Consider the following 18,871-nt stretch of genomic DNA (forward strand, 5'->3'; position numbering starts at 1 on the left):
GACTTGTCGCAACTGCCGGATCAGCATGAAAGCCATCAGCGTGCTGGGATCCACGGGCTCCATCGGCACCCAGACCCTTCAGATCGCGGAGGAATTCCCCGATCAGTTCCGGGTTGTGGCACTAACGGCCGGTCGCAACCTGAATCTTCTGGTTCAACAAATCCAGAGGCATCGCCCTGAAGTGGTGGCCCTGGCCGATGCCGATCTGCTGCCGGATCTGCAGGAGCGTCTTAAGGATTCGGGCGTTGCAGCCAGCCATACGCCGAAGCTGGTTGGGGGCGCTGACGGCCTCAATGTCGCTGCCGCATGGGACAGCGCTGACCTCGTGGTGACGGGCATTGTTGGTTGCGCCGGATTGTTACCGACCCTGGCGGCGGTCCGAGCAGGCAAAGACCTGGCCCTGGCCAACAAGGAGACGCTGATTGCTGCCGGACCCGTGGTGTTGCCGGAGTTGAAGAAGAGCGGCAGCAGGCTGCTGCCGGCTGATTCAGAACACTCGGCCATTTTCCAGTGCCTGCAGGGAACCCCCTGGGCTGAAAACGCGCGGCTGTCTACAGGAGTGCCCACACCGGGACTGCGTCGAATTCAGCTAACGGCATCCGGCGGCGCCTTCCGCGACTGGAAGGCCGCTGACCTGGAAAAGGCAACCGTGGCCGATGCCACCAGTCATCCCAACTGGAGCATGGGCCGCAAGATCACGGTGGATTCAGCCTCCTTGATGAACAAAGGCCTGGAGGTGATCGAAGCCCACTATTTGTTCGGCCTGGATTACGACCACATTGAGATCGTGATCCATCCCCAGAGCATCATCCATTCCATGATCGAGCTGGCGGATTCGTCAGTCTTGGCCCAGCTGGGTTGGCCCGACATGAAGCTGCCGATCCTCTATTGCCTGAGCTGGCCGTCTCGCCTGGAGACGCCATGGCGCCGGCTGGATCTCACCGAAATCGGCCAGCTCACCTTCCGCGCACCTGACCCCGCCAAGTACCCCTGCATGGAACTGGCCTATGCCGCCGGTCGCGCTGGTGGCACGATGCCTGCGGTGATGAATGCCGCCAACGAAGAAGCCGTGGCGCAGTTCCTTGAGGAGAGAATTCACTTCTTGGATATCCCAACGGTGATCGAGGCAGCCTGTGAGCGGCATAAAGCCGACTTGATGGCCCAGCCGCAACTGGACGATGTGCTGCGGGTCGATCAGTGGGCCCGAACCGCGGTGCGTGAACAGGTGGATCGGGGTGTGACCCGTTTGCCCGTGGGAGCTCTCGCCGCTTAAGCATGCAACGGGTCAGTCACCACCTTCTGCTCTGCGCTACCGCCAACAAAGCCAAATGCTGCGATCCTGCCCTGGGTTCACAAACCTGGAATGAACTGAAAAGCGTTGTTCGTGAGCTGGACTTAGAAAACACGCAACGCCCTGAAGGGATTGTCCTAAGGAGCAAAGTTGATTGCCTCAGGGTGTGTGAGCGTGGACCCATTCTTGTTGTTTGGCCAGACGGAATTTGGTACGCAGAAGTGTCGCCAAGCAGGATAAAAAAAATTATTCAGAAACACATTGTTGACCAACAACCCGTCGAAGAATGGATCCTAAAAAAAACACCATTAGGACCTACACACATTTCCTCCGCAGAGGAAATAACAACTTAGAGCATATATTTCTATACACCAACAAGCGTCACCATAACTCCTACAAAAAACAAAAAAGCGCAAGAAGAATTGATCAAATACTCCAGTTTTTGCCTGGCGAATGAATGAGGGGACCTCCAGAGCAGTAACCAGCATCTATCACTCAACAGCACCCACAGCTGGCGAGACGAACAACTATGATGAAAACCTTAAGCGTTGATCACTTCTCGCTTGTCCTGAGGCTCTCGATTGGCATTTGCAGCAACGATCAGACCAACAAAAACGACCTCTGAACGCACTCATAAATCAGCCGCCTATCCGACAAAAGCGGAGTTGCTGAAAACCTTGCCACCAGAGCTCTCCAAGTTGAGCCCGATAAAGGCGTGGATGAGTTTGGTGATGTCAGTCGGACTTTCGTCCTTGGCAGTTGGCGTTGGAACGCTCATCCCACTTTCTGCCGCAGCCACACCTTTGTGGCTGCTCTATGGAGCTGTTACCGGCACCATTGCGATGGGCTGCTGGGTCATTGCCCATGAGTGCGGCCATCACGCCTTTCACCCCAATCGTCGGATCGAAGGGATCGTGGGGTTTGCTCTCCATAGCATTCTCCTTGTGCCTTACTACAGCTGGGCCCATAGCCATGCCGTACATCACGCCCACTGCAATCACCTTGAGAAAGGAGAAACCCACGTACCACCAAGGGCAACGTCACCATTAGGAAAAACCACAGAACAGCTGAAGCAAAACTGCATCCCGTCGTCTTCGGGATTATCTCTCTCTTCAACCATCTCGTCATCGGCTGGCAGCTCTATCTATTTTTTGGAGCAACTGGCGGGGAAGACTACGACTCTCCTACATCTCATTTTTGGAATGGCAAGCGAATCACCAACGGAAAGCGCCGCTTGTTTCCTGAAACATTCAAAAAATGGATGGTCCGTTCCAATCTTGGCTTGCTGGCCATGGTTTCTTTCTTGATTGCAGCGTCGATACAATATTCCCCACTTCGAGTGCTCTGTCTGTATGGATTGCCATACATGGTAATCAACATGTGGCTGACAACATACACCTGGCTGCAACACACGAATAGCGATATTCCTCATTTTTCAAATGAAACATGGTCTTGGCCGAAGGGAGCTCTTCAGACGGTTGACCGCCCTTACGGACCCATCCTGAATCTTCTGCACCACGGGATCGGATCCACTCACGTTTGTCATCACGTCAATTCATCGATTCCCCACTACAACGCTTGGCACGGAACAAATCTGTTGAGGCAAAGATTTCCCGAGCTAGTGCGATACGACCCCACCCCAATCCATAAAGCTCTTTGGAGGATTGCGACAAGATGCGGCGGAGCTGTCTATCAAAACCCCTCTGACAAAGCGTTTTACTTCTAGGTGGGTTTACCTGAATTTATAAATACTCTCGCAAACCCACAGAAACCCAGCAAATCTAGATCCAATTCATTCAATTCGAGGCTGGGTTCTGAAGCGGAAGCAAGAAAACATATATTTTTAATTTCCACCCTTATCCTTATACATCAAAGCACTCAAAAGCAACTAGGTTTTGCAGATATAACCGATATGTCGCTCAGGATTAATAGCATCTAAGCCGACATCTCCTTAGCGATTTCGACGCAGGACCAAGCCACAAAACAGATGGTCAAATACCTCGAGCAACCATGCCAAGCCAGGCTGCCGCCAACTGATCACCCCAGCAGCCGCCATGCCCGTGAAATCCGTTGTGCCCCCCCTTTCGGGTGAACAATGTGCGAATACCAGCCTCGGGATGCAAACCCTCAGCCAGATCCATGGCAGCTGAAGCGGGAACCCAGGGGTCGTCGAGTGCCTGCAGCAGCAGCGTGGGGGGCATCACATCACCATGCGACAACAGATGCTGAAGGGGTGAGGCCTCGCGGTAGTACGCCTCCACATCCGAGAATCCCCAACGTGGAGCTGTCACGGCGCTGTCGAAGGCACGGATGGAACGTGGTGGCGACGTCAGCAGCGTGGACTCCTCCTGGCTGCTCACCCCAAAGGGATCTGCCAGGGTCTGCCGCACCAACCGCTTGAGCAGCCAGCGTTGATAGATCCGATTGCGCGGCCGTTCGATCGAGGCACTGCAGGCCGCCAGATCAAGCGGACTGCTTGCACAAAAAAGGCCATCGAGCACACCGGGCGATGCCAGACAGGCATTGAGAAGCATCGTGCCGCCCAAGGAGATGCCTGCCCCCAGCAGCGGGCGTCCCGCCGCCAACGCTCGTGCCCGCGCAATTACCGGCAGCAGGTCACTGTTGCAGCGCGCTGCATAGGTACCACCCGCCAGATGCCGGCCGGGATCAGCACCGCGCAGATTCAACCGCAGCACTGCAAAACCTGCAGCCTGCAAAGCCACACCCATCCGCCTTAGGCCTTCACGAGAGCTGGATCCCCCCAGCCCGTGCAGAAGCAACACCAGCCCTCTGGCTTCCCCTTCAGGCTGATCAAGCAGCGCCAACAAGGCCCCAGCAGCGGCAGCCCCACTGGGCAAGGCAGGCACAGGAATTGGAATCGGAACCCCTTGATCGTGGGGAAGATCAACCTCGCGCAGGGTGTCTCGCAGGGTTTGCAGATCGCCACCAATCCACGGCCAGCGCTGTTGAAACGAAGCAACCCCCAGCCGCTCACGCAGCTGGGGGTTATCCACGCCGCGGCCCATCACTTCTTGCCCAGACCCAGATCTTTGAGTTCCACCAAGAGGTCGCCAAGAACCTTTTTCGCATCCCCAAACAACATCGAGGTGTTAGCGAGCTCGAACAGATCGTTCTTGATGCCGGAGTAGCCGGCACTCATGCCCCGTTTCACCACGAAAACCGTGCGTGCATCCTGCACATCCAGCACGGGCATGCCATATAGCGGCGAATTGGGATCACTCTTGGCCTGGGGGTTGACCACGTCATTCGCGCCCAGCACCAGCACCACATCAGTAGCAGGGAACTCGGGATTGATCTGATCCATCTCCTGGAGCTGCTCGTAAGGCACATCCGCCTCAGCCAGGAGCACATTCATGTGGCCGGGCATGCGACCAGCCACAGGGTGGATGGCATAGGCCACATCAATGCCGGCGCTTTCCAGCACACGGGTCACTTCCCGCAGCGTGTGCTGCGCCTGGGCCACAGCCAAGCCATAACCAGGAACTATCACCACCCGTTCAGCAGCCTCCAGGGTGAGGGCGCATTCCTCGACGCTGCAGCTGGTGATGTTGGTGTATTCGCCACCACCACCTGTGGCAGTGGTCGCACCAAGAGCTCCACCAAAGAGAACAGACACCAGAGAACGGTTCATGCCGTTACACATGACCTGGGTGAGGATCAGGCCGGCGGCGCCGACCATGGCCCCCGCCACGATCAGCAACTGGCTTCCCACCACGAAACCGGCGGCGGCCGCAGCCACACCCGAATAGCTGTTCAGCAGCGAAATCACCACGGGCATATCAGCCCCGCCGATTGGCAGCGTCACTCCGATGCCCAGCAGGCCGGAGGCCGCCATCAGAAGCCAGAGGCCCGTGCCTGAATCAGCGTTACGCAGCATCTCAATGGCACCCACGAGGGATGCCACCGCCAGCGCGATGTTGACGACATGCCGGCCCTTGCTTTGCATCCAAGCAGGCGTGGAAAGCCAGCCCTGCAACTTGGCCATGGCCACGATGGAGCCTGTGAAGGTGATCGCACCCACGAAGACAGACACAACGATGGACACCACGGCCACAGGGCCAGCCGCATCAAGGGCCACCGGATAAAGCGCAGCAGCCAATGCCACCAGCAACGAGGACATGCCTCCGCAGCCGTTGAAGAGGGCGACCGTCTCTGGCATCGAGGTCATCGGCACCCGCTGGGCGGTGATGGCTCCGAGCACACCACCCACCAGCGTGCCGGCAATGATCCAGACCCAGGCCACGCTGCTGATGCCGGTGGTGCCGAGATAGTTGATCAGCAGACCAAGCACCGCTAGGCCCATGGCCACAGCCGCCAGCTGATTGGCACCCCGGGCTGAACGCACCTTGGAGAGCCCCTTGATGCCGAGGGCCAGCAAAAGAACCGCAACCAGCTCAATCGCGTATTTCAGAAGGTCAGACATCAGCGGTTCTCCTTGCGAGCAGGCTTGCGGCTGAACATGGCCAGCATGCGGTCGGTCACGAGGAAGCCCCCGATCACGTTGAACAGGGCAAAGCCCAGCGAGACGGAGCCGAGCAGCAACACCACGGTGTTATCGCCCGCCTTGATGATCGCGGTGAGCGCTGCCAGGACGGTGATGCCCGAGATGGCATTGGCACCACTCATCAACGGAGTGTGAAGGGTGGGGGGGACCTTGCCGATCAGCTCCAGCCCAAGCAGGCTGCCAAGCAGGAGAACCCAAAGGAATTCAACAAACATCAGTTGGCACCTGGGGTAAGGACGTCGCCACGACGGATGGTGCCGTCCTGGGCGATCAAACAGCCGGCGATCAGTTCATCCTCGGGATCGAGGTTGAGGACACCGTCCTTCATGGTGGGCTCCAAAAGAGCCACGAGATTGCGGGCGTAGAGCGCACTGGCGTGATTGGGAACGCTGCAGGGCAGATCATTGCCGCCGATGAGCTTCACACCCTTACGGTCCACGGTCTGACCAGGCACGGTGTCGGCGCAGTTACCGCCCTGGGCCACCGCCAGGTCAACCACCACAGCGCCTGGACGCATCCGATCGAGCATGTCTTCACTGATCAGGCGCGGAGCACGGCGACCGGGCACCTGGGCGGTACAGATGGCCACATCGGCCTCAGCCAGTTGATCAGACAGCTGCTGTCGCTGAGCAGCCAGGAATGCATCGGAGGCCTGTTTGGCATAACCGCCGGATTCAGCCGGCTTGTCTTCCAACTCAGGTGGCTCAATGAAACGGGCGCCGAGCGATTCAACCTGCTCTTTGACCGCCGGCCTGATGTCACTGACATAGACGACTGCACCGAGGCGGCGGGCTGTGGCGACCGCTTGAAGGCCCGCCACACCAGCTCCAAGAATCACAACCTTTGCAGGTTGAACGGTGCCCGCTGCCGTCATCAGCATCGGGAAGTAACGATCCAGAGCAGCGGAAGCCAGCAACACCGACTTGTAGCCAGCGATGTTGGCCTGGGAGGACAAAGCATCCGCAGACTGAGCCCGGCTGATCCGCGGCAGCAGTTCGAGCGCCATTGCAGAGAGACCGCCGCGCTGAAGGCCTGCCGTTAGGTCTTCGTTGGCGTAGGGGGAGAGCAGACCAACCACCAACGCTCCCTGGCGAAGGCGGGCTAGGCCGGCTGCGCTCGGCGATTGAACACAGAGCAGAACATCCGCCTGACTCCAGGCCGATGCATCTCCTGCATGGATCAAATCCGCACCCTGCTCGGCATAAGCCTCATCGAGGTAGCCGGAGGCTGTACCGGCTCCGCGTTCGACTGCCACATTGCAGCCCAACGAAATGAATTTTTTGACCGTGTCGGGCGTTGCCGCAACCCGGGTTTCTTCCGGTGTCGACTCCACCGGTATCAGAAGTCTGGGCAAGGGGAACACAACCACCGACCCAAGTGAGGTTACGGGGTCACCCTCTCGCCATCAGGAAGCTTCCTGAAGAAAGCCCCCCTCTTCTGTTGCTCTTGCTACGTGAAGTGCATCCTCTGTGCTCCTCATGGGTCTCAGCGCAATCGAGTGTCCCGACGGCCTCTGTCACAGCCACCACGGCGGCCACGCCGTTGAACGGGAAACCATGCAGTCCACCCTCCAGTTGCACGGCAAGGACTGGTGTGAACGGCTAGCGGAGCGGATTTATGAAATCTCCGTCGACACCTTCTCCCAAAGCGTGATGCCCAGCCTGCACACGGCCGGCTGGCAGCGGCGACACCTCGACTGGGAATTCAAATTGAATGACGGCGAATGCGAGCCCGATCGAACCCTGGTTGACGGGATGATCAACGCCACGGAAAGCTTTCTGCGCAGCAGCGAAGTGCACCGCCTGTTCATCCAGGAACTCGTGCAGGGCACATTTGCAGAAGCGGAGAATGATGACCTGCGCATCCAGGCGGTCCGCACGCTTGTGGAAACCGAAATCGTGGCGATGCTTGAGGAACGCCGGGAAGAGCTGCTGGATCGGCTCGCTGAGCAGATGCTGAACTCAGCGAAGGGGGATTTCAAGGCCGCTCGCTCCGCCTCAGAAGAGGCCTTAATGGAAGTGGAACACTTGGTGGTTAACCACGCTGAAGCGCTCTGAAGGAAGGCTCTAGCGCCAAAACGTGCTGCCGAATCAAACGATCGGCAGCACTTCCTGTTCAAGTCCAAGGGCCCAGCTCAGCTCTCCGCGGCGATGCAGAACGCGCGCTCGAAGAATCAATGGGTCGATGTCGCAATCGAGTTCCCAACAGCCATCCAGTTGATCGCGAAGCTGATCGAGAGGGCTGCTGAAGAAGGAGCGTTGGGCCATGGCGATGGGCGGGACCCGATCCCGATGGAGCTGATGGCCGGACGGTAGAGATGCCACGGCGCAAAAGAATGGTTAAAAAGACTCATCTTCCCGGGGGGGCGATATCTCAGCCGTCAGCTTCAACCTCCCGTCCAAGGTCAACACCGATCAGGACCCAGTACCTGTCCAACCAAGACAGTGGCAGCAACAGCTGATCCAACTCCTGCGACGCAGGCTTGAGCTTCAGGGCAGCAGCCGCGACCTTCTTGTGTTTGCAGGCCCAGGAGCGGGGAAAACACTGGGTGCTCTGCTGGGATTCCGCGCGATGCGGGATCTAGGCCGGCTGAACCATTTCGTGGTCTTCTGCCACCGCACCTCAATCCTGAATCAATGGAAATCAGCCGCTGCTCGTCTTGGCTTGCGGCTGGAGGAGTGGCCCTGCACGCCGGAACAGAGCCTTGGAGCAGACGGTCTTTTGGTGACGTATCAGGGTGCTGGTCGTCAACGCGACGGGCTGCGAGCACGTCTTGAGGAATGGGGCACAAGCGCCTGCATGGCGATCGCCGATGAGGCACACCATCTCGGCGTCAATCCCGACGAACCGGACGCAACAGCCTGGGGTCAGACCTTTCTGGAGCTGACCACCACCGTCCGCCTGCGTCTGGGACTCACAGGAACCCCCTTTCGTGCCGACAACCTGGGGTTCTGCGCCGCCCGTCGAATCCGGGTTCAACTGGACGACGGTGGCTGGGTCGAGCAGATCCGTCCGGATCTCTGCGTGGAACCAAGGGACCTGATCGCAGCAGGGGATGTGCGCCCCCTGGAGTTCCGCTTTCAAGACGGCTGGGTGGAACACAGCCGCGAGGGACTACCCGATCGCGACGTTTCCCCCCTTTCTTCCGAACAGCGGGAAAGCTGGCGTGCTCGAAACCTGCGTCGCGCCATACGCCTAGCCGACAGCAGCAGCATTGGCCAGCAGGTGCTGCTGAGAGCGCAGCAGAAATTGAATCAACTCCAGGAGCGTCAGCCACAGTCGGCTGGCCTTGTCATCGCCCGCGACATCAATCACGCCGAGGCCATCAGCCGGGTGTTGATTGAAGACGGCAACCGGGTGGAGCTGATTCATTCCCAGAGCCCCCAAGCGACGGAACGCTTGAACGCCTTCCAAAGCGGTAGTGCCGATTGGCTTGTGAGCATTGACATGTGCGCGGAGGGCTTTGATGCACCACGCCTAAGGGTGGTTGCCTATCTGACCACCGTTGTGACCCGCAGCCGTTTTGTGCAGGGCATCACCCGGGCCGTGCGGATGACACCAGAACTGGCCGCCTGCGAAGCCATTCCCCGAGAAGCCTCCTTCGTCTTCGCTCCGGCAGACCCACTGCTCATGGACTACGCACGGTCATGGTCGGTGGCAGAGCCTTACGTGCTGCGCCCTCAGGGCCAGGACTCCCAGGATGACTTGCAGGGTGTTGGGCCATGGCGCGGCCCCAGCCTTCCCCTCGAAGCGGTTGAAGATGGAGCCGGTGCGGTGATCCGCCTGAAAACACCCGAATTGCCCACTTTTTTGCAGCGCTGAACACAGCTTTGGTCAGAGGAAAATGCGAACTTGTGCGAATGGGAGGCTCGAATGGGACCCCCGATCCGTCAACCTGATCAACATCGAGGAGTCAGTTATGGATGCCGCAATGGAACGCCGGGTCATCGTTGCAAGCGGCTGGGCATCCACGCGCATCGCAGTCCTGGACAAGGAAGAGCGCTATGAAGACAGTTATGCCATCACCCAAGAATTCTGCGAATGGATCACTTGCATAGGAGAAAACATGGAGATGCTTGAGGCCAATGTTTTGGCCGTTCCGCGCAATCCAAGCAAGCGTCGGCCGATTCACGACCCAACGTCCAACGATTCCCAGGTTGAAATCTAAAAACAACCTTAAATTCTTCCAAGCTTGATACATCTTTTTTTGGGTTGCAGTCCACCACTGGCTCAAGCACGGCTTTAGATTTAACTCATAGTCAGTTCGCTTTAGCAGTGGTTCAAGGCGGTTCGGATCACATCGAAAATCTGGTTGTCGTCGGTTCAGGCCCAGCCGGTTACACGGCGGCCATCTATGCAGCACGCGCCAACCTGCAACCGCTGCTGATCACCGGCTTTCAACGCGGGGGTATCCCCGGCGGACAGTTGATGACCACGACTCATGTCGAGAATTTTCCCGGTTTTCCAGATGGTGTTCTCGGTCCTGACCTGATGGATCTGATGAAGTCCCAGGCTGTTCGTTGGGGCACCCACCTGCTGGAAGCCGATGCCGACAGGATTGATCTGACGTCGAAGCCCTATCGCATTGAGGTCGACGGTCAGACCATCCACACCCATGCCCTGGTGATCGCCACCGGCGCCAGTGCAAACCGTCTCAAACTTCCGTCAGAGAGTGCCTTTTGGAGCAAGGGCATCAGCGCCTGCGCGATCTGTGACGGGGCCACGCCGCAGTTCCGCAACGAAGAGCTTGCCGTGGTCGGCGGCGGAGATTCCGCCTGCGAGGAAGCGGTGTACCTCACCAAATATGGAAGCCACGTCCATTTGGTGGTGCGCTCGGACAAACTCCGTGCCAGCGCAGCCATGGCTGATCGGGTCTTGGCCAATGACGCCATCACCGTGCACTGGAACAGCGAGATCGTTGACGTCAGCGGAGATGAATGGATGCAGTCGATGACCCTGCGGGATCGCAATGAAGGCAGTTCTCAGAGCCTTGCTGTCAAAGGGCTCTTCTATGCGATTGGCCACACCCCCAACACTGATCTGCTTCAGGGGCAACTTGATCTCGATGAGAAGGGTTATCTGAAAACGGAAGTGGGGCGTCCGGAAACGTCCTTGGAGGGCGTCTTCGCTGCCGGCGATGTGGCTGATGCTGAATGGCGTCAGGGCATCACCGCAGCCGGAAGTGGCTGCAAAGCAGCCTTGGCAGCAGAGCGCTGGCTAAGCCATCACAACCTGGCAACCCGTGTGCAACGCCAAGACGTGGAGCCAGCGGTGGCGGAACGTCCGGTCAACGTGGAGGTCACCACAGAAGCGACCTACGACCCTCAAGGGCTGTGGCAGAAGGGAAGCTTTGCCCTGCGCAAGCTTTATCACGACAGCACGAAGCCTCTGCTTGTGATCTATACCTCACCAAGCTGCGGCCCTTGCCACGTGCTGAAGCCTCAGCTGCGACGGGTGATTGAAGAGCTGAATGGATCTGCCCAGGCTGTTGTCATCGACATCGAAGCTGATCAGCAGATCGCTGAACAGGCAGGGGTCAATGGCACACCCACAGTTCAGCTGTTCCACCAGAAAGCGATGGTGAAGCAATGGCGCGGCGTCAAGCAGCGCAGCGAATTCAAGGCTGCGATTGAATCCTGCCTTCAGGCTGCCGCCTGAGGGCAGCGGACATCAACGACGGCGAGGTCCACCGGGGCGGTTTCCACCGGGACGACCACCAGGAGCACCGGCATTGCGCTCCCGATAAGTGATGCGGCCACGGGTGAGGTCATAGGGGCTGATTTCCACCAGAACCTTGTCACCGGCGAGCAATTTGATTCGAAACTTGGTGAGCTTTCCAGCCGCTCTGCAAAGGCATTGGTGGCCTGCAGGCTGCTCGAGGGTGACCAGATAGAACCCGTTGCCCTGTTCCTTCTCGATCACGCCCGAGGTTTCGATCATGCGTCGGTAGCCAATTCTGTCTTGCTGGTATCAGTTTAGAAGGCCACTTGCGCCCCGCCGAGACAACAGAGCCCTTAGGCTCCAACGCCCACCCCACTCCCCCTGCCGTGATTCTTCCCCCGTTGAGCATGGATCTGGGTCTGCTGCTGATCTCCGTCGGCGTGGTCAACCTGTGGAGGATGCGAGAGAACGCGAGCTGACTTGACGACGCTGCTGCTGAACAAACCCTTTGGGGTCTTGAGTCAATTCACGCCGGAGGAAGGGAGCCGTTGGGGGTGCTTGAGCGACTTTGTTGACGTGCCCCAGGTCTACGCCGCTGGGCGTCTTGACGCCGACAGCGAGGGGCTGCTGATCCTTACCAGCAACGGTCGCCTGCAACAGCGCCTCACCGACCCACGCTTTGGCCATTGGCGCAGCTACTGGGCGCAAGTCGAAGGCACCCCCACCATCGAACAGCTGCAACAACTTCGCGATGGTGTTGTCATTCAAGGCCGTCGCACCCTGCCGGCAAAAGCACAGTGGCTTCAAGGGCACGACCAACCGCAACTCCCCGATAGAAGGCCTCCCATTCGTTACCGCGCCGCAATCCCCACCAGCTGGCTACAGCTGTCACTTACCGAAGGACGCAACCGGCAAGTGCGACGCATGACTGCGGCCGTCGGACTACCGACATTGCGTTTGGTGCGCTGCTGCATTGACTTGATGGACAATGGCCCACCGCTGGACCTGAAAGAACTTCAAGCCGGAGACTGGCGTGCAGTGACAGGTGCTGAACAGGAGCGGCTCAACAAGCTCATCAGCAGCAAGCCGATCTCTTCTGGCCCTCGTCGGGGAGGGAACCGACGAGGGTGACCGCGCGAAATGCAATGTCCTCCACCTCGCGCCAGGGCTTTTCGCTGCGCTCTGCATAGCGAACCTGCTCAAAGCCAAGAGCCTCAAAGGCTTCCAAGAAATCCTGCTCCTGCCAGGCGCCACTGATGCATCCACTCCAAAGATCAGGGTCCTGCTGCAAACGCAGGGGCACAACCTGATCGCAGACGATGTCGCTAATGGCAACCCGTCCGCCGGGAGCAAGAACCCGGCGAATGTTGGCCAGCAGCCTGTCGCGGGAGGATGGATTCACCAGATTGAGCACACAGTTGCTCAACACAACATCCATCGAGGCATCGGCAATCAGGGGCTCTCCCGCAGCAGCAGGCGCATCAAGGGCTTCGATGGCTCCATCAACAAAACGGACGTTGTCGAACCCCACTGCTGACGCCACGACCGGGATCGCCGACCGCGACAGGACAAGCATGTCGTCATTGCGATCCACACCGGTGACGCTGCCGGACTTTCCGACAATTTGGCTGCAGATGAAGGCGTTTTTACCGCTGCCGCTGCCAAGGTCGAGCACACGATCACCCTGCTTCACCCATCGGGTGGGATCACCGCAGCCGTAATCACGCTCGACAACAGCATCGGGAATCACTCGCAGCAGGGCAGGGTCAAAGCCAACCGGGGTGCACAAGCAGGCTTCCTGCTCGTGTGCAGCGGCTCCGTAACGGGCTTCAACAGCCTGTGTTTGATCCAGAGACTGGGGCTGAGAGGGAGGGCAACACGACTCAGCCATCAGCCGATGGACTCCTGCAGCTCACGCACCACGTTCCACTGGCCGTACCAGTAGTTGGCCTCGGCGCGACGGTCCGGATCCGCCACACCATCAACCGCATCGGGCCCCACCGACTTCCACAACTCATGACCGCAAACACGGTTGAGACCCTGTTCTGCTTCATCCGACAACAACTGCAGACGCCGCTGCAGATTTTTGAGCTGAGCGACAGCCATCAGAAAAAAATCAATTAAGGCGATAGTACAAAAGAACCAAAGAGTATCAAGGTTCAGAAGGGGAGCTTTTTCTTCGCGTCCTTATCGAGATCCGCTTCCATCTCACGCAAACGCTTCAGGATCGTGTCGTAGTACTCACTGATGTAACTCTCCATATCGGTGGTTTCGGATTCGTCGAGACCAAACGCTGCGTAGCTGGTTTGCATCGGAGCGTCGAGGGTCTGACCACTACCGGTGACCTCTGCAAATGCAAGCCGCTCCGCCACGTTGACGGCAGGCTCAAAGAAGGAGGCCACACCCTGCATCAGATTGATCAAGAAGGGCTGAACCCGAAACACCCTGGCCGTCTTGCCACTGCAGCGTTCGCACAGCTGCACCAGTTCACCGGTGTTCCAGGGCTTAGGCCCGACGACCGGGTACGCACTGCGAACGGTCTCCGGCCGCTCGAGAGCCGCAACAGCGAATCGAGCCATGTCCTGGGTGTTCATGTAGGCAATGGCCGTAGGGCTGCCACTGACCCAAACGGTTTGGCTCTCCAGAACAGGGATGGCGAACTGGCTGATCACCCCCTGCATGAACGCAGCACCCTGCAGGATCGTGTAATCCAGATCCGATGACTCCAGCAGCTTCTCCGTGCAGGCCTTGATGTCCATCAATGGAACATCGCGATGCTGATGAGCTCCCAGCAAGGAGAGAAAGACAAAACGCTTGACATCAGCCCTTTCGCAGGCACGAAGCAGATTGAGCTTTCCGTCCCAATCCGTCTCGTAGATGCTGCGTGGATCGTTGGGCCGACTTGTGGACGCATCGATAACGGCATCGACGCCTTCAAGGGCGTAATCCAGGCTGTCTGGTTCGAGCAGGTCGCCGCGGGTCAACTCACAACCCCATTCCTGAAGAAAAGCAGCCTTGCGGGGCGCCCGCACCATGCAACGCACCTGGTGGCCGGCATCGATGGCACGACGGGCGATCTGTCGTCCCAGGGTGCCCGTGCCACCCACCACAAGCACTTGCATCGGCGCCTTCCTCGCGAAGAGGGGAGCCTAATGGCCCCCGCTTCAAAGCGACTGCTTCAGTCGTCGCCCTGCAGTTTCAGCAGCAGAGCACCACCAGCGAGGCCGATGGGAATCAACACCCAGAAGATCGCAGCAGTTCCAAAAATCTCAGCAGCCATGGTCTGGGCAAAGCGATCGCACGCCCATTTAAATCCCTTCCCCCCGCAGGCTGGTGCAGATCTGTAACAGCTGCGGCAATTCCGCATCGGTTCGGACCTGTGCTGGCATGACTCCACTGGCACTTGCGCGGTAGCCCTCGGCATGGAGCGCCTGCACCAGTCGAGCGAGGGCTGGCGGCCCACCGCCTCCCAATCGCGAGGCCAGCTCATCTGTAGGCCAGACCGTGGGGCAATCCCCCGGATCCGCCTGCAGGCGCCGTAACAAGCGCAGGGTGACAGGGCTGATCTGCTGAAGACCAAGGTCTTGGGCATCGGCAATGAGCTGCTGCAAAAGAGGCTCTTCCTGCAGAGGACCAATCCACAAAGGGCCACTGATGCTCCACCTCCCCTGACCGTCCACGCAATGACAAGCAGGCCAGCCGCTGAGCTTCAGCAGAGGCTGCACCCGTTGAGCACCGCATCGTTCACAACGCGCCACCAGCCCAAGCTTCTTCTCATCGCCCGCTGGGATCTGACGCAGCAAGCGCAGGGCGAGGCGAAAGGTGCGCCCTTCACTGAAGCTGAACAGGGGCTGCACACCACGGCCCAGAAGCCAGGCCTGCCGGGCCACCAGGCCAATCTGCTGCCGCAGGGCCATTTCCCAACTAGCGGGATGCACGCGGGCTGCGGCACCAAGGCTTCGAATCGCACCAACACGGTCATGACCGGTGGGGGAACGGCCATCCGTCGATGCCAGAAACAACAGGCCGTCGAAGCGCAAAGCCTGAAGGACCGGCTGAATCAAGCTCCCCGAAGCCCCAAAGGCATCGAGGTCGATGAAATCGAACCGCTGACGCTGAAGGATCGACCGATAAAGCAACAAATCTGCCGCCTCCGCGCTGAGCCGCGTTGAACACCCCAATGCCTGCACATTGGACTGGATCAGCGGCAGCCGATCCGGATCACCATCGTTGATCCAGAGCTCTGTCTCAGCGGCATCGCTGCCCAACGCCTCCAGGCCCCAGCGCAGCGCCCTGATCCCGCAACCGGCCATCAGATCAAGCCAACGGAGTGGTTGCGTTGCGCTTGCCTTCTGGTGGCGGGCCAGCAACACCGACAGATCGCGTGCCGGGCGTGACTCAGGCCTGAAAAACCCTGGGCCAAGGCTGAACTCAGCCAGACCTTCGCGATAGTGATGATCGGTTGAGGTCAGAAGGGTGCCGTCTGCTGCCATCCAGACTGCCGAGTGGGGCGTTCCAAGCACCTGGTGCTGGAGAGGCTGGCCCTGCCACTGGCGCGTCAGCGGCCCTGAAGCGGGACCAGCTCTGCTGCTGTTGCACGGCTTCGGCGCCGCCAGCGGACACTGGCGCCACTTTGCGCCGCGCTTGGCTGATCATGGCTGGCGGGTCTACAGCCTGGATCTGCTGGGTTTCGGCCAGTCCGCCCAGCCAGCGCGGCCAATGGACAACCGGCTCTGGGCGCAGCAGGTCTGCGCGTTCCTCGATCAAGTGGTTCAAGGACCAGCGGTGGTGATCGGCAACTCCTTGGGGGGCCTGACTGCGCTCACCGCAGCGGTGCTGCGGCCCGACAGGGTGCAGGCGGTAGTTGCAGCTCCGCTACCGGACCCCGCCCTGATCCAACCGCTACCGAAACGTCGCTCGCCCTGGCGACGGCGCTGGCAGCGGCGCCTGCTTTGGCTGGTTCTGCACCTTCTGCCTCTTGAGCTTGTGGTGCCCTTGATCGCGCGCACAGGTTTGCTCAAAGCCGGGCTACAGGGGGCCTACTGGAGTTCGATCCAATCCGATCAAGAACTGCTTCAGCTGGTTGCCCGTCCTGCCCGAAGGCCCACGGCCGCTCAGGCCCTCCGGGGCATGAGCCTGGGCATGTCGAAGCGCCCCAGAGGAGCCACTGCCCCCGCACTGCTCGAGCAGCTCCAATCCCCCATGCTTCTGATCTGGGGACGTCAGGATCGATTTGTGCCCCTGGCTATCGGGGAATCCCTGGCAGCCACGCATCCACAACTCGTACTGCGCGTGCTGGATCGCTGCGGTCACTGCCCCCATGACGAAGCGCCCGATCGCTTCCTTTCTGTGTTGTTGCCCTGGCTGGACCGTAACTTGGGAGGACCAGACCGGCAGGGGACGACCAGCGGCGATGAAACACACCCTCTCGGTGGTGGTTGAGGACGAATCCGGAGCACTCAGCCGGATCGCAGGACTCTTCGCCCGACGCGGTTTCAATATCGACAGCCTGGCAGTCGGTCCGGCGGAGGCTGAAGGGCAGTCTCGACTGACCATGGTTGTGGAAGGCGATGACCAGACGCTCCAGCAGATGACCAAACAGCTGGACAAACTGGTGAATGTGCTTCAGGTGTTGGACCTCACCCAGCGACCCGCTGTGGAACGGGAGTTGATGCTGCTGAAAGTCTCAGCACCGGCTGCATCCCGGAGCGCTGTTTTCGAACTCGTTCAGGTCTTTAGGGCCAAGGTCGTGGATGTGGCCGATGAAGCCATGACCCTGGAAGTGGTGGGAGATCCCGGGAAACTGGTAGCCCTGGAACGGTTAATGGCTCCTTTCGGAATTCTCGAAATTGCCCGCACCGGCAAGGTGGCGCTCGAGCGGGCTTCAGGGGTGAACACAGAAATGCTGAAGGTGTCCCCGAGCCAGAGCCGGGTCCCGGCCTGAGTTCACTCCTTTAGCGCTGCCTTGGTGATGCGATCTCCCTGCTGAATCGCATCCACCACATCCATGCCGTCCACGACACGGCCGAAGACGGCGTAACGACCATCCAGTTCCGGCAAGGGGCGCAAAGCCACATAAAACTGTGCACTAGCGGAATCCGGCGCCTGGGAACGGGCCATGGCCACGGCCCCCCGTTCATGGTTCAGCTCCAGACCATCCAGGTCAGCGGGATTGGTGCTGACCCTGCTGTATCGGGGCTGCGTCTCCGATCGAAACTTGATTTCGAGGGGGATCATCCGAGCTTGACCATTGGCGGGGTCAACAAAGCTGCCCGTTCCGAGCTGCCCCAAGGGAACGGATCGATCGCTGGATTGCGGATCCCCCCCTTGGACAACAAAGGGAACAGGCTCGCGCACAACACGATGAAACATCGTTCCGTCGTAGGTGCCGCGCCTCACCAGATCAACAAAATTTCCGGAGGTGAGCGGTGCAGCATCTCCGTTCACTTCAATCGTGAACTCGCCCTGGCTCGTCTGCATGGTGATGGTGGCCAGCCCCTGCAGGCAGGCCGCCTGAGCATCAGCGCAGCCCGTCACGACGGAGGCACGCGGAGAGGGGCTGCAACTCACCAGCAGGGGGATGAGAAACAGCAGCGTCCACAAACGAAAACGACGCATCGGATCAGAGCCCCTCGAGATTGACGCCAAGGAAGCGGGCCAGCTCAGCACCGTCCTGCTCCAACTGCGCCAGAGGCAGCGGTTCGCCGACGCGGGTCAGTGGCATGTCACGTCTTCCCTGAATTCTCAGGGCAACACGACGTCGAGCATTAAAGCCATCACGCACCTCGACTTTCACGGCCTTCACGTCCTTAAGAGGGATCTCCACCAGAACGGGCTTGCGGAAACCGCGACGGCTAATCGTCACCACACCGGCGTCCTTGTCGAACCGGTTACTGCCGCCGCCGACATTCACACCGATGACGTACCAGAGATAGGTGGCCAGCAACGCCGCAGCGAGGCTGTACAACCCCATGACCAGCCCCTGCGGCACGAACACCAAAGCAGCTGGATGGCCCAGAGGCAGGAGATCACGACCGAGATAACTCGACAGCGAAGCCAGAAGGAAGCCCACTCCGCCAATGGTGACGGCAGATGCCACCAGATAATTCGAGAGACGACGGGAGCCGAGCACGGTTTGCTCGAGCACTGCTGCGGACATGACCCAGCCAGAACGAAGGGCCATTGTGACCGCAGAAAGGCCCATGCGTCGAAATAGGAAAAAATCCCTAAGAAACAAAGCGATACGAGGGGTTTCAGCTCAGTAAATTCAGCCCCGCAGGACGCATGAAGATTGTTAAGGTCGCGGCGTATCCCACAGCCTGCGGCTTTCCGCACCGTTCACCTCTCATGACGATCGCTGTAGGACGCGCGCCACAGCGGGGATGGTTCGACGT

Annotated in this window: 22 protein-coding genes; 9 read left to right on the forward strand and 13 right to left on the reverse strand. The window is 59.4% G+C overall.

The features are described 5' to 3' along the window. The first annotated feature begins 25 nt into the window (after positions 1 to 25). Positions 26 to 1,273, forward strand: a complete 1,248-nt coding sequence (locus tag DXY29_RS12485) for a 1-deoxy-D-xylulose-5-phosphate reductoisomerase (protein WP_115025335.1) — start codon at positions 26 to 28, stop codon at positions 1,271 to 1,273. Positions 1,274 to 1,872: 599 nt separating this feature from the next. Continuing rightward, positions 1,873 to 2,598 (forward strand): fatty acid desaturase, encoded by a 726-nt coding sequence (locus tag DXY29_RS13775; protein ID WP_244279399.1) that lies wholly within the window; start codon positions 1,873 to 1,875, stop codon positions 2,596 to 2,598. Positions 2,599 to 3,282: 684 nt separating this feature from the next. Here DXY29_RS13775 and DXY29_RS12500 read toward each other — a convergent pair. Genes DXY29_RS12500 through DXY29_RS12515 form a run of 4 tightly spaced genes read right to left on the reverse strand, consistent with a single transcriptional unit; the run spans position 3,283 to position 7,170 of the window. Beyond that, positions 3,283 to 4,317 (reverse strand): alpha/beta fold hydrolase, encoded by a 1,035-nt coding sequence (locus tag DXY29_RS12500; RefSeq protein WP_170952227.1) that lies wholly within the window; start codon positions 4,315 to 4,317, stop codon positions 3,283 to 3,285. After that, entirely contained in the window at positions 4,317 to 5,735 is a 1,419-nt protein-coding gene (locus DXY29_RS12505; protein ID WP_115025337.1) for an NAD(P)(+) transhydrogenase (Re/Si-specific) subunit beta, read from the reverse strand. Before DXY29_RS12505 ends, DXY29_RS12500 begins: the two co-directional genes overlap by 1 nt. After that, complete coding sequence (locus DXY29_RS12510; RefSeq protein ID WP_115025338.1) at positions 5,735 to 6,031, reverse strand: NAD(P) transhydrogenase subunit alpha; 297 nt, start codon at positions 6,029 to 6,031, stop codon at positions 5,735 to 5,737. Before DXY29_RS12510 ends, DXY29_RS12505 begins: the two co-directional genes overlap by 1 nt. Beyond that, positions 6,031 to 7,170: a Re/Si-specific NAD(P)(+) transhydrogenase subunit alpha gene (locus DXY29_RS12515; protein WP_244279400.1), complete on the reverse strand. Its 1,140-nt coding sequence runs from the start codon at positions 7,168 to 7,170 to the stop codon at positions 6,031 to 6,033. The genes DXY29_RS12510 and DXY29_RS12515 overlap by 1 nt, the downstream gene beginning before the upstream one ends. Before the next feature lie 124 nt (positions 7,171 to 7,294). Between DXY29_RS12515 and DXY29_RS12520 the strand changes: the two genes are divergently transcribed. Then, a complete protein-coding gene (locus DXY29_RS12520) occupies positions 7,295 to 7,873 on the forward strand; it encodes an EF-1 guanine nucleotide exchange domain-containing protein (protein ID WP_115025339.1) in 579 nt (192 codons plus the stop codon). 33 nt (positions 7,874 to 7,906) lie between these two features. Here the strand turns inward: DXY29_RS12520 and DXY29_RS13150 are convergent, their stop codons facing one another. Beyond that, the gene (locus DXY29_RS13150) at positions 7,907 to 8,083 is read right to left on the reverse strand and encodes a hypothetical protein (RefSeq protein WP_170952228.1); all 177 of its coding nucleotides are present in this window, start codon (positions 8,081 to 8,083) and stop codon (positions 7,907 to 7,909) included. Between the two features lie 193 nt (positions 8,084 to 8,276). Here DXY29_RS13150 and DXY29_RS12525 point away from each other — a divergent pair, with 193 nt between their 5' ends. The 3 genes from DXY29_RS12525 (at position 8,277) to trxB (ending at position 11,474) form a co-directional block, all read left to right on the forward strand. Next, on the forward strand, positions 8,277 to 9,638 hold the full coding sequence (locus tag DXY29_RS12525; protein ID WP_371411092.1) for a DEAD/DEAH box helicase: 1,362 nt from the start codon (positions 8,277 to 8,279) through the stop codon (positions 9,636 to 9,638). A 22-nt stretch (positions 9,639 to 9,660) separates the two neighbouring features. After that, a complete protein-coding gene (locus DXY29_RS12530) occupies positions 9,661 to 9,984 on the forward strand; it encodes a hypothetical protein (protein ID WP_371411089.1) in 324 nt (107 codons plus the stop codon). A gap of 107 nt (positions 9,985 to 10,091) precedes the next feature. Next, on the forward strand, positions 10,092 to 11,474 hold the full coding sequence (trxB, locus tag DXY29_RS12535) for a thioredoxin-disulfide reductase (RefSeq protein WP_115025342.1): 1,383 nt from the start codon (positions 10,092 to 10,094) through the stop codon (positions 11,472 to 11,474). A 12-nt stretch (positions 11,475 to 11,486) separates the two neighbouring features. On the opposite strand, the gene infA is transcribed toward trxB, so the two are convergent. Beyond that, positions 11,487 to 11,756, reverse strand: coding sequence for a translation initiation factor IF-1 (gene infA / locus DXY29_RS12540; RefSeq protein WP_006041809.1), 270 nt, complete (start codon positions 11,754 to 11,756; stop codon positions 11,487 to 11,489). A gap of 201 nt (positions 11,757 to 11,957) precedes the next feature. Here infA and DXY29_RS12545 point away from each other — a divergent pair, with 201 nt between their 5' ends. Then, entirely contained in the window at positions 11,958 to 12,608 is a 651-nt protein-coding gene (locus tag DXY29_RS12545) for a pseudouridine synthase (RefSeq protein ID WP_115025343.1), read from the forward strand. Here DXY29_RS12545 and DXY29_RS12550 read toward each other — a convergent pair. The 5 genes from DXY29_RS12550 to DXY29_RS12570 are packed head-to-tail and all read right to left on the reverse strand — an operon-like array spanning position 12,553 to position 15,970. Then, positions 12,553 to 13,368 carry a methyltransferase domain-containing protein gene (locus DXY29_RS12550; protein WP_115025344.1) on the reverse strand — a complete coding sequence of 272 codons (816 nt, stop codon included), beginning with the start codon at positions 13,366 to 13,368 and terminating at the stop codon, positions 12,553 to 12,555. The two genes, DXY29_RS12545 and DXY29_RS12550, sit on opposite strands and share 56 nt — an antisense overlap. Next, positions 13,368 to 13,583 carry a hypothetical protein gene (locus tag DXY29_RS12555; RefSeq protein ID WP_115025345.1) on the reverse strand — a complete coding sequence of 72 codons (216 nt, stop codon included), beginning with the start codon at positions 13,581 to 13,583 and terminating at the stop codon, positions 13,368 to 13,370. The genes DXY29_RS12550 and DXY29_RS12555 overlap by 1 nt, the downstream gene beginning before the upstream one ends. Before the next feature lie 53 nt (positions 13,584 to 13,636). Beyond that, positions 13,637 to 14,599 (reverse strand): NAD(P)H-binding protein, encoded by a 963-nt coding sequence (locus DXY29_RS12560; protein ID WP_115025346.1) that lies wholly within the window; start codon positions 14,597 to 14,599, stop codon positions 13,637 to 13,639. Positions 14,600 to 14,655: 56 nt separating this feature from the next. Continuing rightward, positions 14,656 to 14,757 carry a cytochrome b6-f complex subunit PetM gene (gene petM / locus DXY29_RS12565; protein WP_038553686.1) on the reverse strand — a complete coding sequence of 34 codons (102 nt, stop codon included), beginning with the start codon at positions 14,755 to 14,757 and terminating at the stop codon, positions 14,656 to 14,658. 28 nt (positions 14,758 to 14,785) lie between these two features. Further along, positions 14,786 to 15,970: a N2,N2-dimethylguanosine tRNA methyltransferase gene (locus DXY29_RS12570; protein ID WP_115025347.1), complete on the reverse strand. Its 1,185-nt coding sequence runs from the start codon at positions 15,968 to 15,970 to the stop codon at positions 14,786 to 14,788. Here DXY29_RS12570 and DXY29_RS12575 point away from each other — a divergent pair. Together DXY29_RS12575 and ilvN are read left to right on the forward strand one after the other, a co-directional pair. Next, positions 15,954 to 16,919, forward strand: a complete 966-nt coding sequence (locus DXY29_RS12575; RefSeq protein WP_115025348.1) for an alpha/beta fold hydrolase — start codon at positions 15,954 to 15,956, stop codon at positions 16,917 to 16,919. The two genes, DXY29_RS12570 and DXY29_RS12575, sit on opposite strands and share 17 nt — an antisense overlap. Next, complete coding sequence (gene ilvN / locus DXY29_RS12580) at positions 16,891 to 17,421, forward strand: acetolactate synthase small subunit (protein WP_115025349.1); 531 nt, start codon at positions 16,891 to 16,893, stop codon at positions 17,419 to 17,421. The genes DXY29_RS12575 and ilvN overlap by 29 nt, the downstream gene beginning before the upstream one ends. Before the next feature lie 2 nt (positions 17,422 to 17,423). On the opposite strand, the gene DXY29_RS12585 is transcribed toward ilvN, so the two are convergent. Together DXY29_RS12585 and DXY29_RS12590 are read right to left on the reverse strand one after the other, a co-directional pair. Beyond that, the gene (locus DXY29_RS12585; protein ID WP_115025350.1) at positions 17,424 to 18,095 is read right to left on the reverse strand and encodes a peptidylprolyl isomerase; all 672 of its coding nucleotides are present in this window, start codon (positions 18,093 to 18,095) and stop codon (positions 17,424 to 17,426) included. Between the two features lie 4 nt (positions 18,096 to 18,099). Continuing rightward, complete coding sequence (locus DXY29_RS12590) at positions 18,100 to 18,636, reverse strand: photosystem I assembly protein Ycf4 (RefSeq protein ID WP_115025401.1); 537 nt, start codon at positions 18,634 to 18,636, stop codon at positions 18,100 to 18,102. Positions 18,637 to 18,871: the final 235 nt, after the last annotated feature.

Source organism: Synechococcus sp. UW69 (assembly GCF_900474185.1).
Classification (GTDB): Bacteria; Cyanobacteriota; Cyanobacteriia; order PCC-6307; family Cyanobiaceae; genus Parasynechococcus.

Coding starts and splice junctions, on each gene's coding strand:
- DXY29_RS12485 (WP_115025335.1), top strand. CDS start 26: ATGAAAGCCATCAGCGTGCTGGGATCCACGGGCTCCATCGGCACCCAG.
- DXY29_RS12500 (WP_170952227.1), bottom strand. CDS start 4,317: ATGGGCCGCGGCGTGGATAACCCCCAGCTGCGTGAGCGGCTGGGGGTT.
- DXY29_RS12505 (WP_115025337.1), bottom strand. CDS start 5,735: ATGTCTGACCTTCTGAAATACGCGATTGAGCTGGTTGCGGTTCTTTTG.
- DXY29_RS12510 (WP_115025338.1), bottom strand. CDS start 6,031: ATGTTTGTTGAATTCCTTTGGGTTCTCCTGCTTGGCAGCCTGCTTGGG.
- DXY29_RS12520 (WP_115025339.1), top strand. CDS start 7,295: ATGGGTCTCAGCGCAATCGAGTGTCCCGACGGCCTCTGTCACAGCCAC.
- DXY29_RS13150 (WP_170952228.1), bottom strand. CDS start 8,083: ATGGCCCAACGCTCCTTCTTCAGCAGCCCTCTCGATCAGCTTCGCGAT.
- DXY29_RS12530 (WP_371411089.1), top strand. CDS start 9,661: ATGCGAACTTGTGCGAATGGGAGGCTCGAATGGGACCCCCGATCCGTC.
- infA (WP_006041809.1), bottom strand. CDS start 11,756: ATGATCGAAACCTCGGGCGTGATCGAGAAGGAACAGGGCAACGGGTTC.
- DXY29_RS12550 (WP_115025344.1), bottom strand. CDS start 13,368: ATGGCTGAGTCGTGTTGCCCTCCCTCTCAGCCCCAGTCTCTGGATCAA.
- DXY29_RS12555 (WP_115025345.1), bottom strand. CDS start 13,583: ATGGCTGTCGCTCAGCTCAAAAATCTGCAGCGGCGTCTGCAGTTGTTG.
- DXY29_RS12560 (WP_115025346.1), bottom strand. CDS start 14,599: ATGCAAGTGCTTGTGGTGGGTGGCACGGGCACCCTGGGACGACAGATC.
- petM (WP_038553686.1), bottom strand. CDS start 14,757: ATGGCTGCTGAGATTTTTGGAACTGCTGCGATCTTCTGGGTGTTGATT.
- DXY29_RS12570 (WP_115025347.1), bottom strand. CDS start 15,970: ATGGCAGCAGACGGCACCCTTCTGACCTCAACCGATCATCACTATCGC.
- ilvN (WP_115025349.1), top strand. CDS start 16,891: ATGAAACACACCCTCTCGGTGGTGGTTGAGGACGAATCCGGAGCACTC.
- DXY29_RS12585 (WP_115025350.1), bottom strand. CDS start 18,095: ATGCGTCGTTTTCGTTTGTGGACGCTGCTGTTTCTCATCCCCCTGCTG.
- DXY29_RS12590 (WP_115025401.1), bottom strand. CDS start 18,636: ATGTCCGCAGCAGTGCTCGAGCAAACCGTGCTCGGCTCCCGTCGTCTC.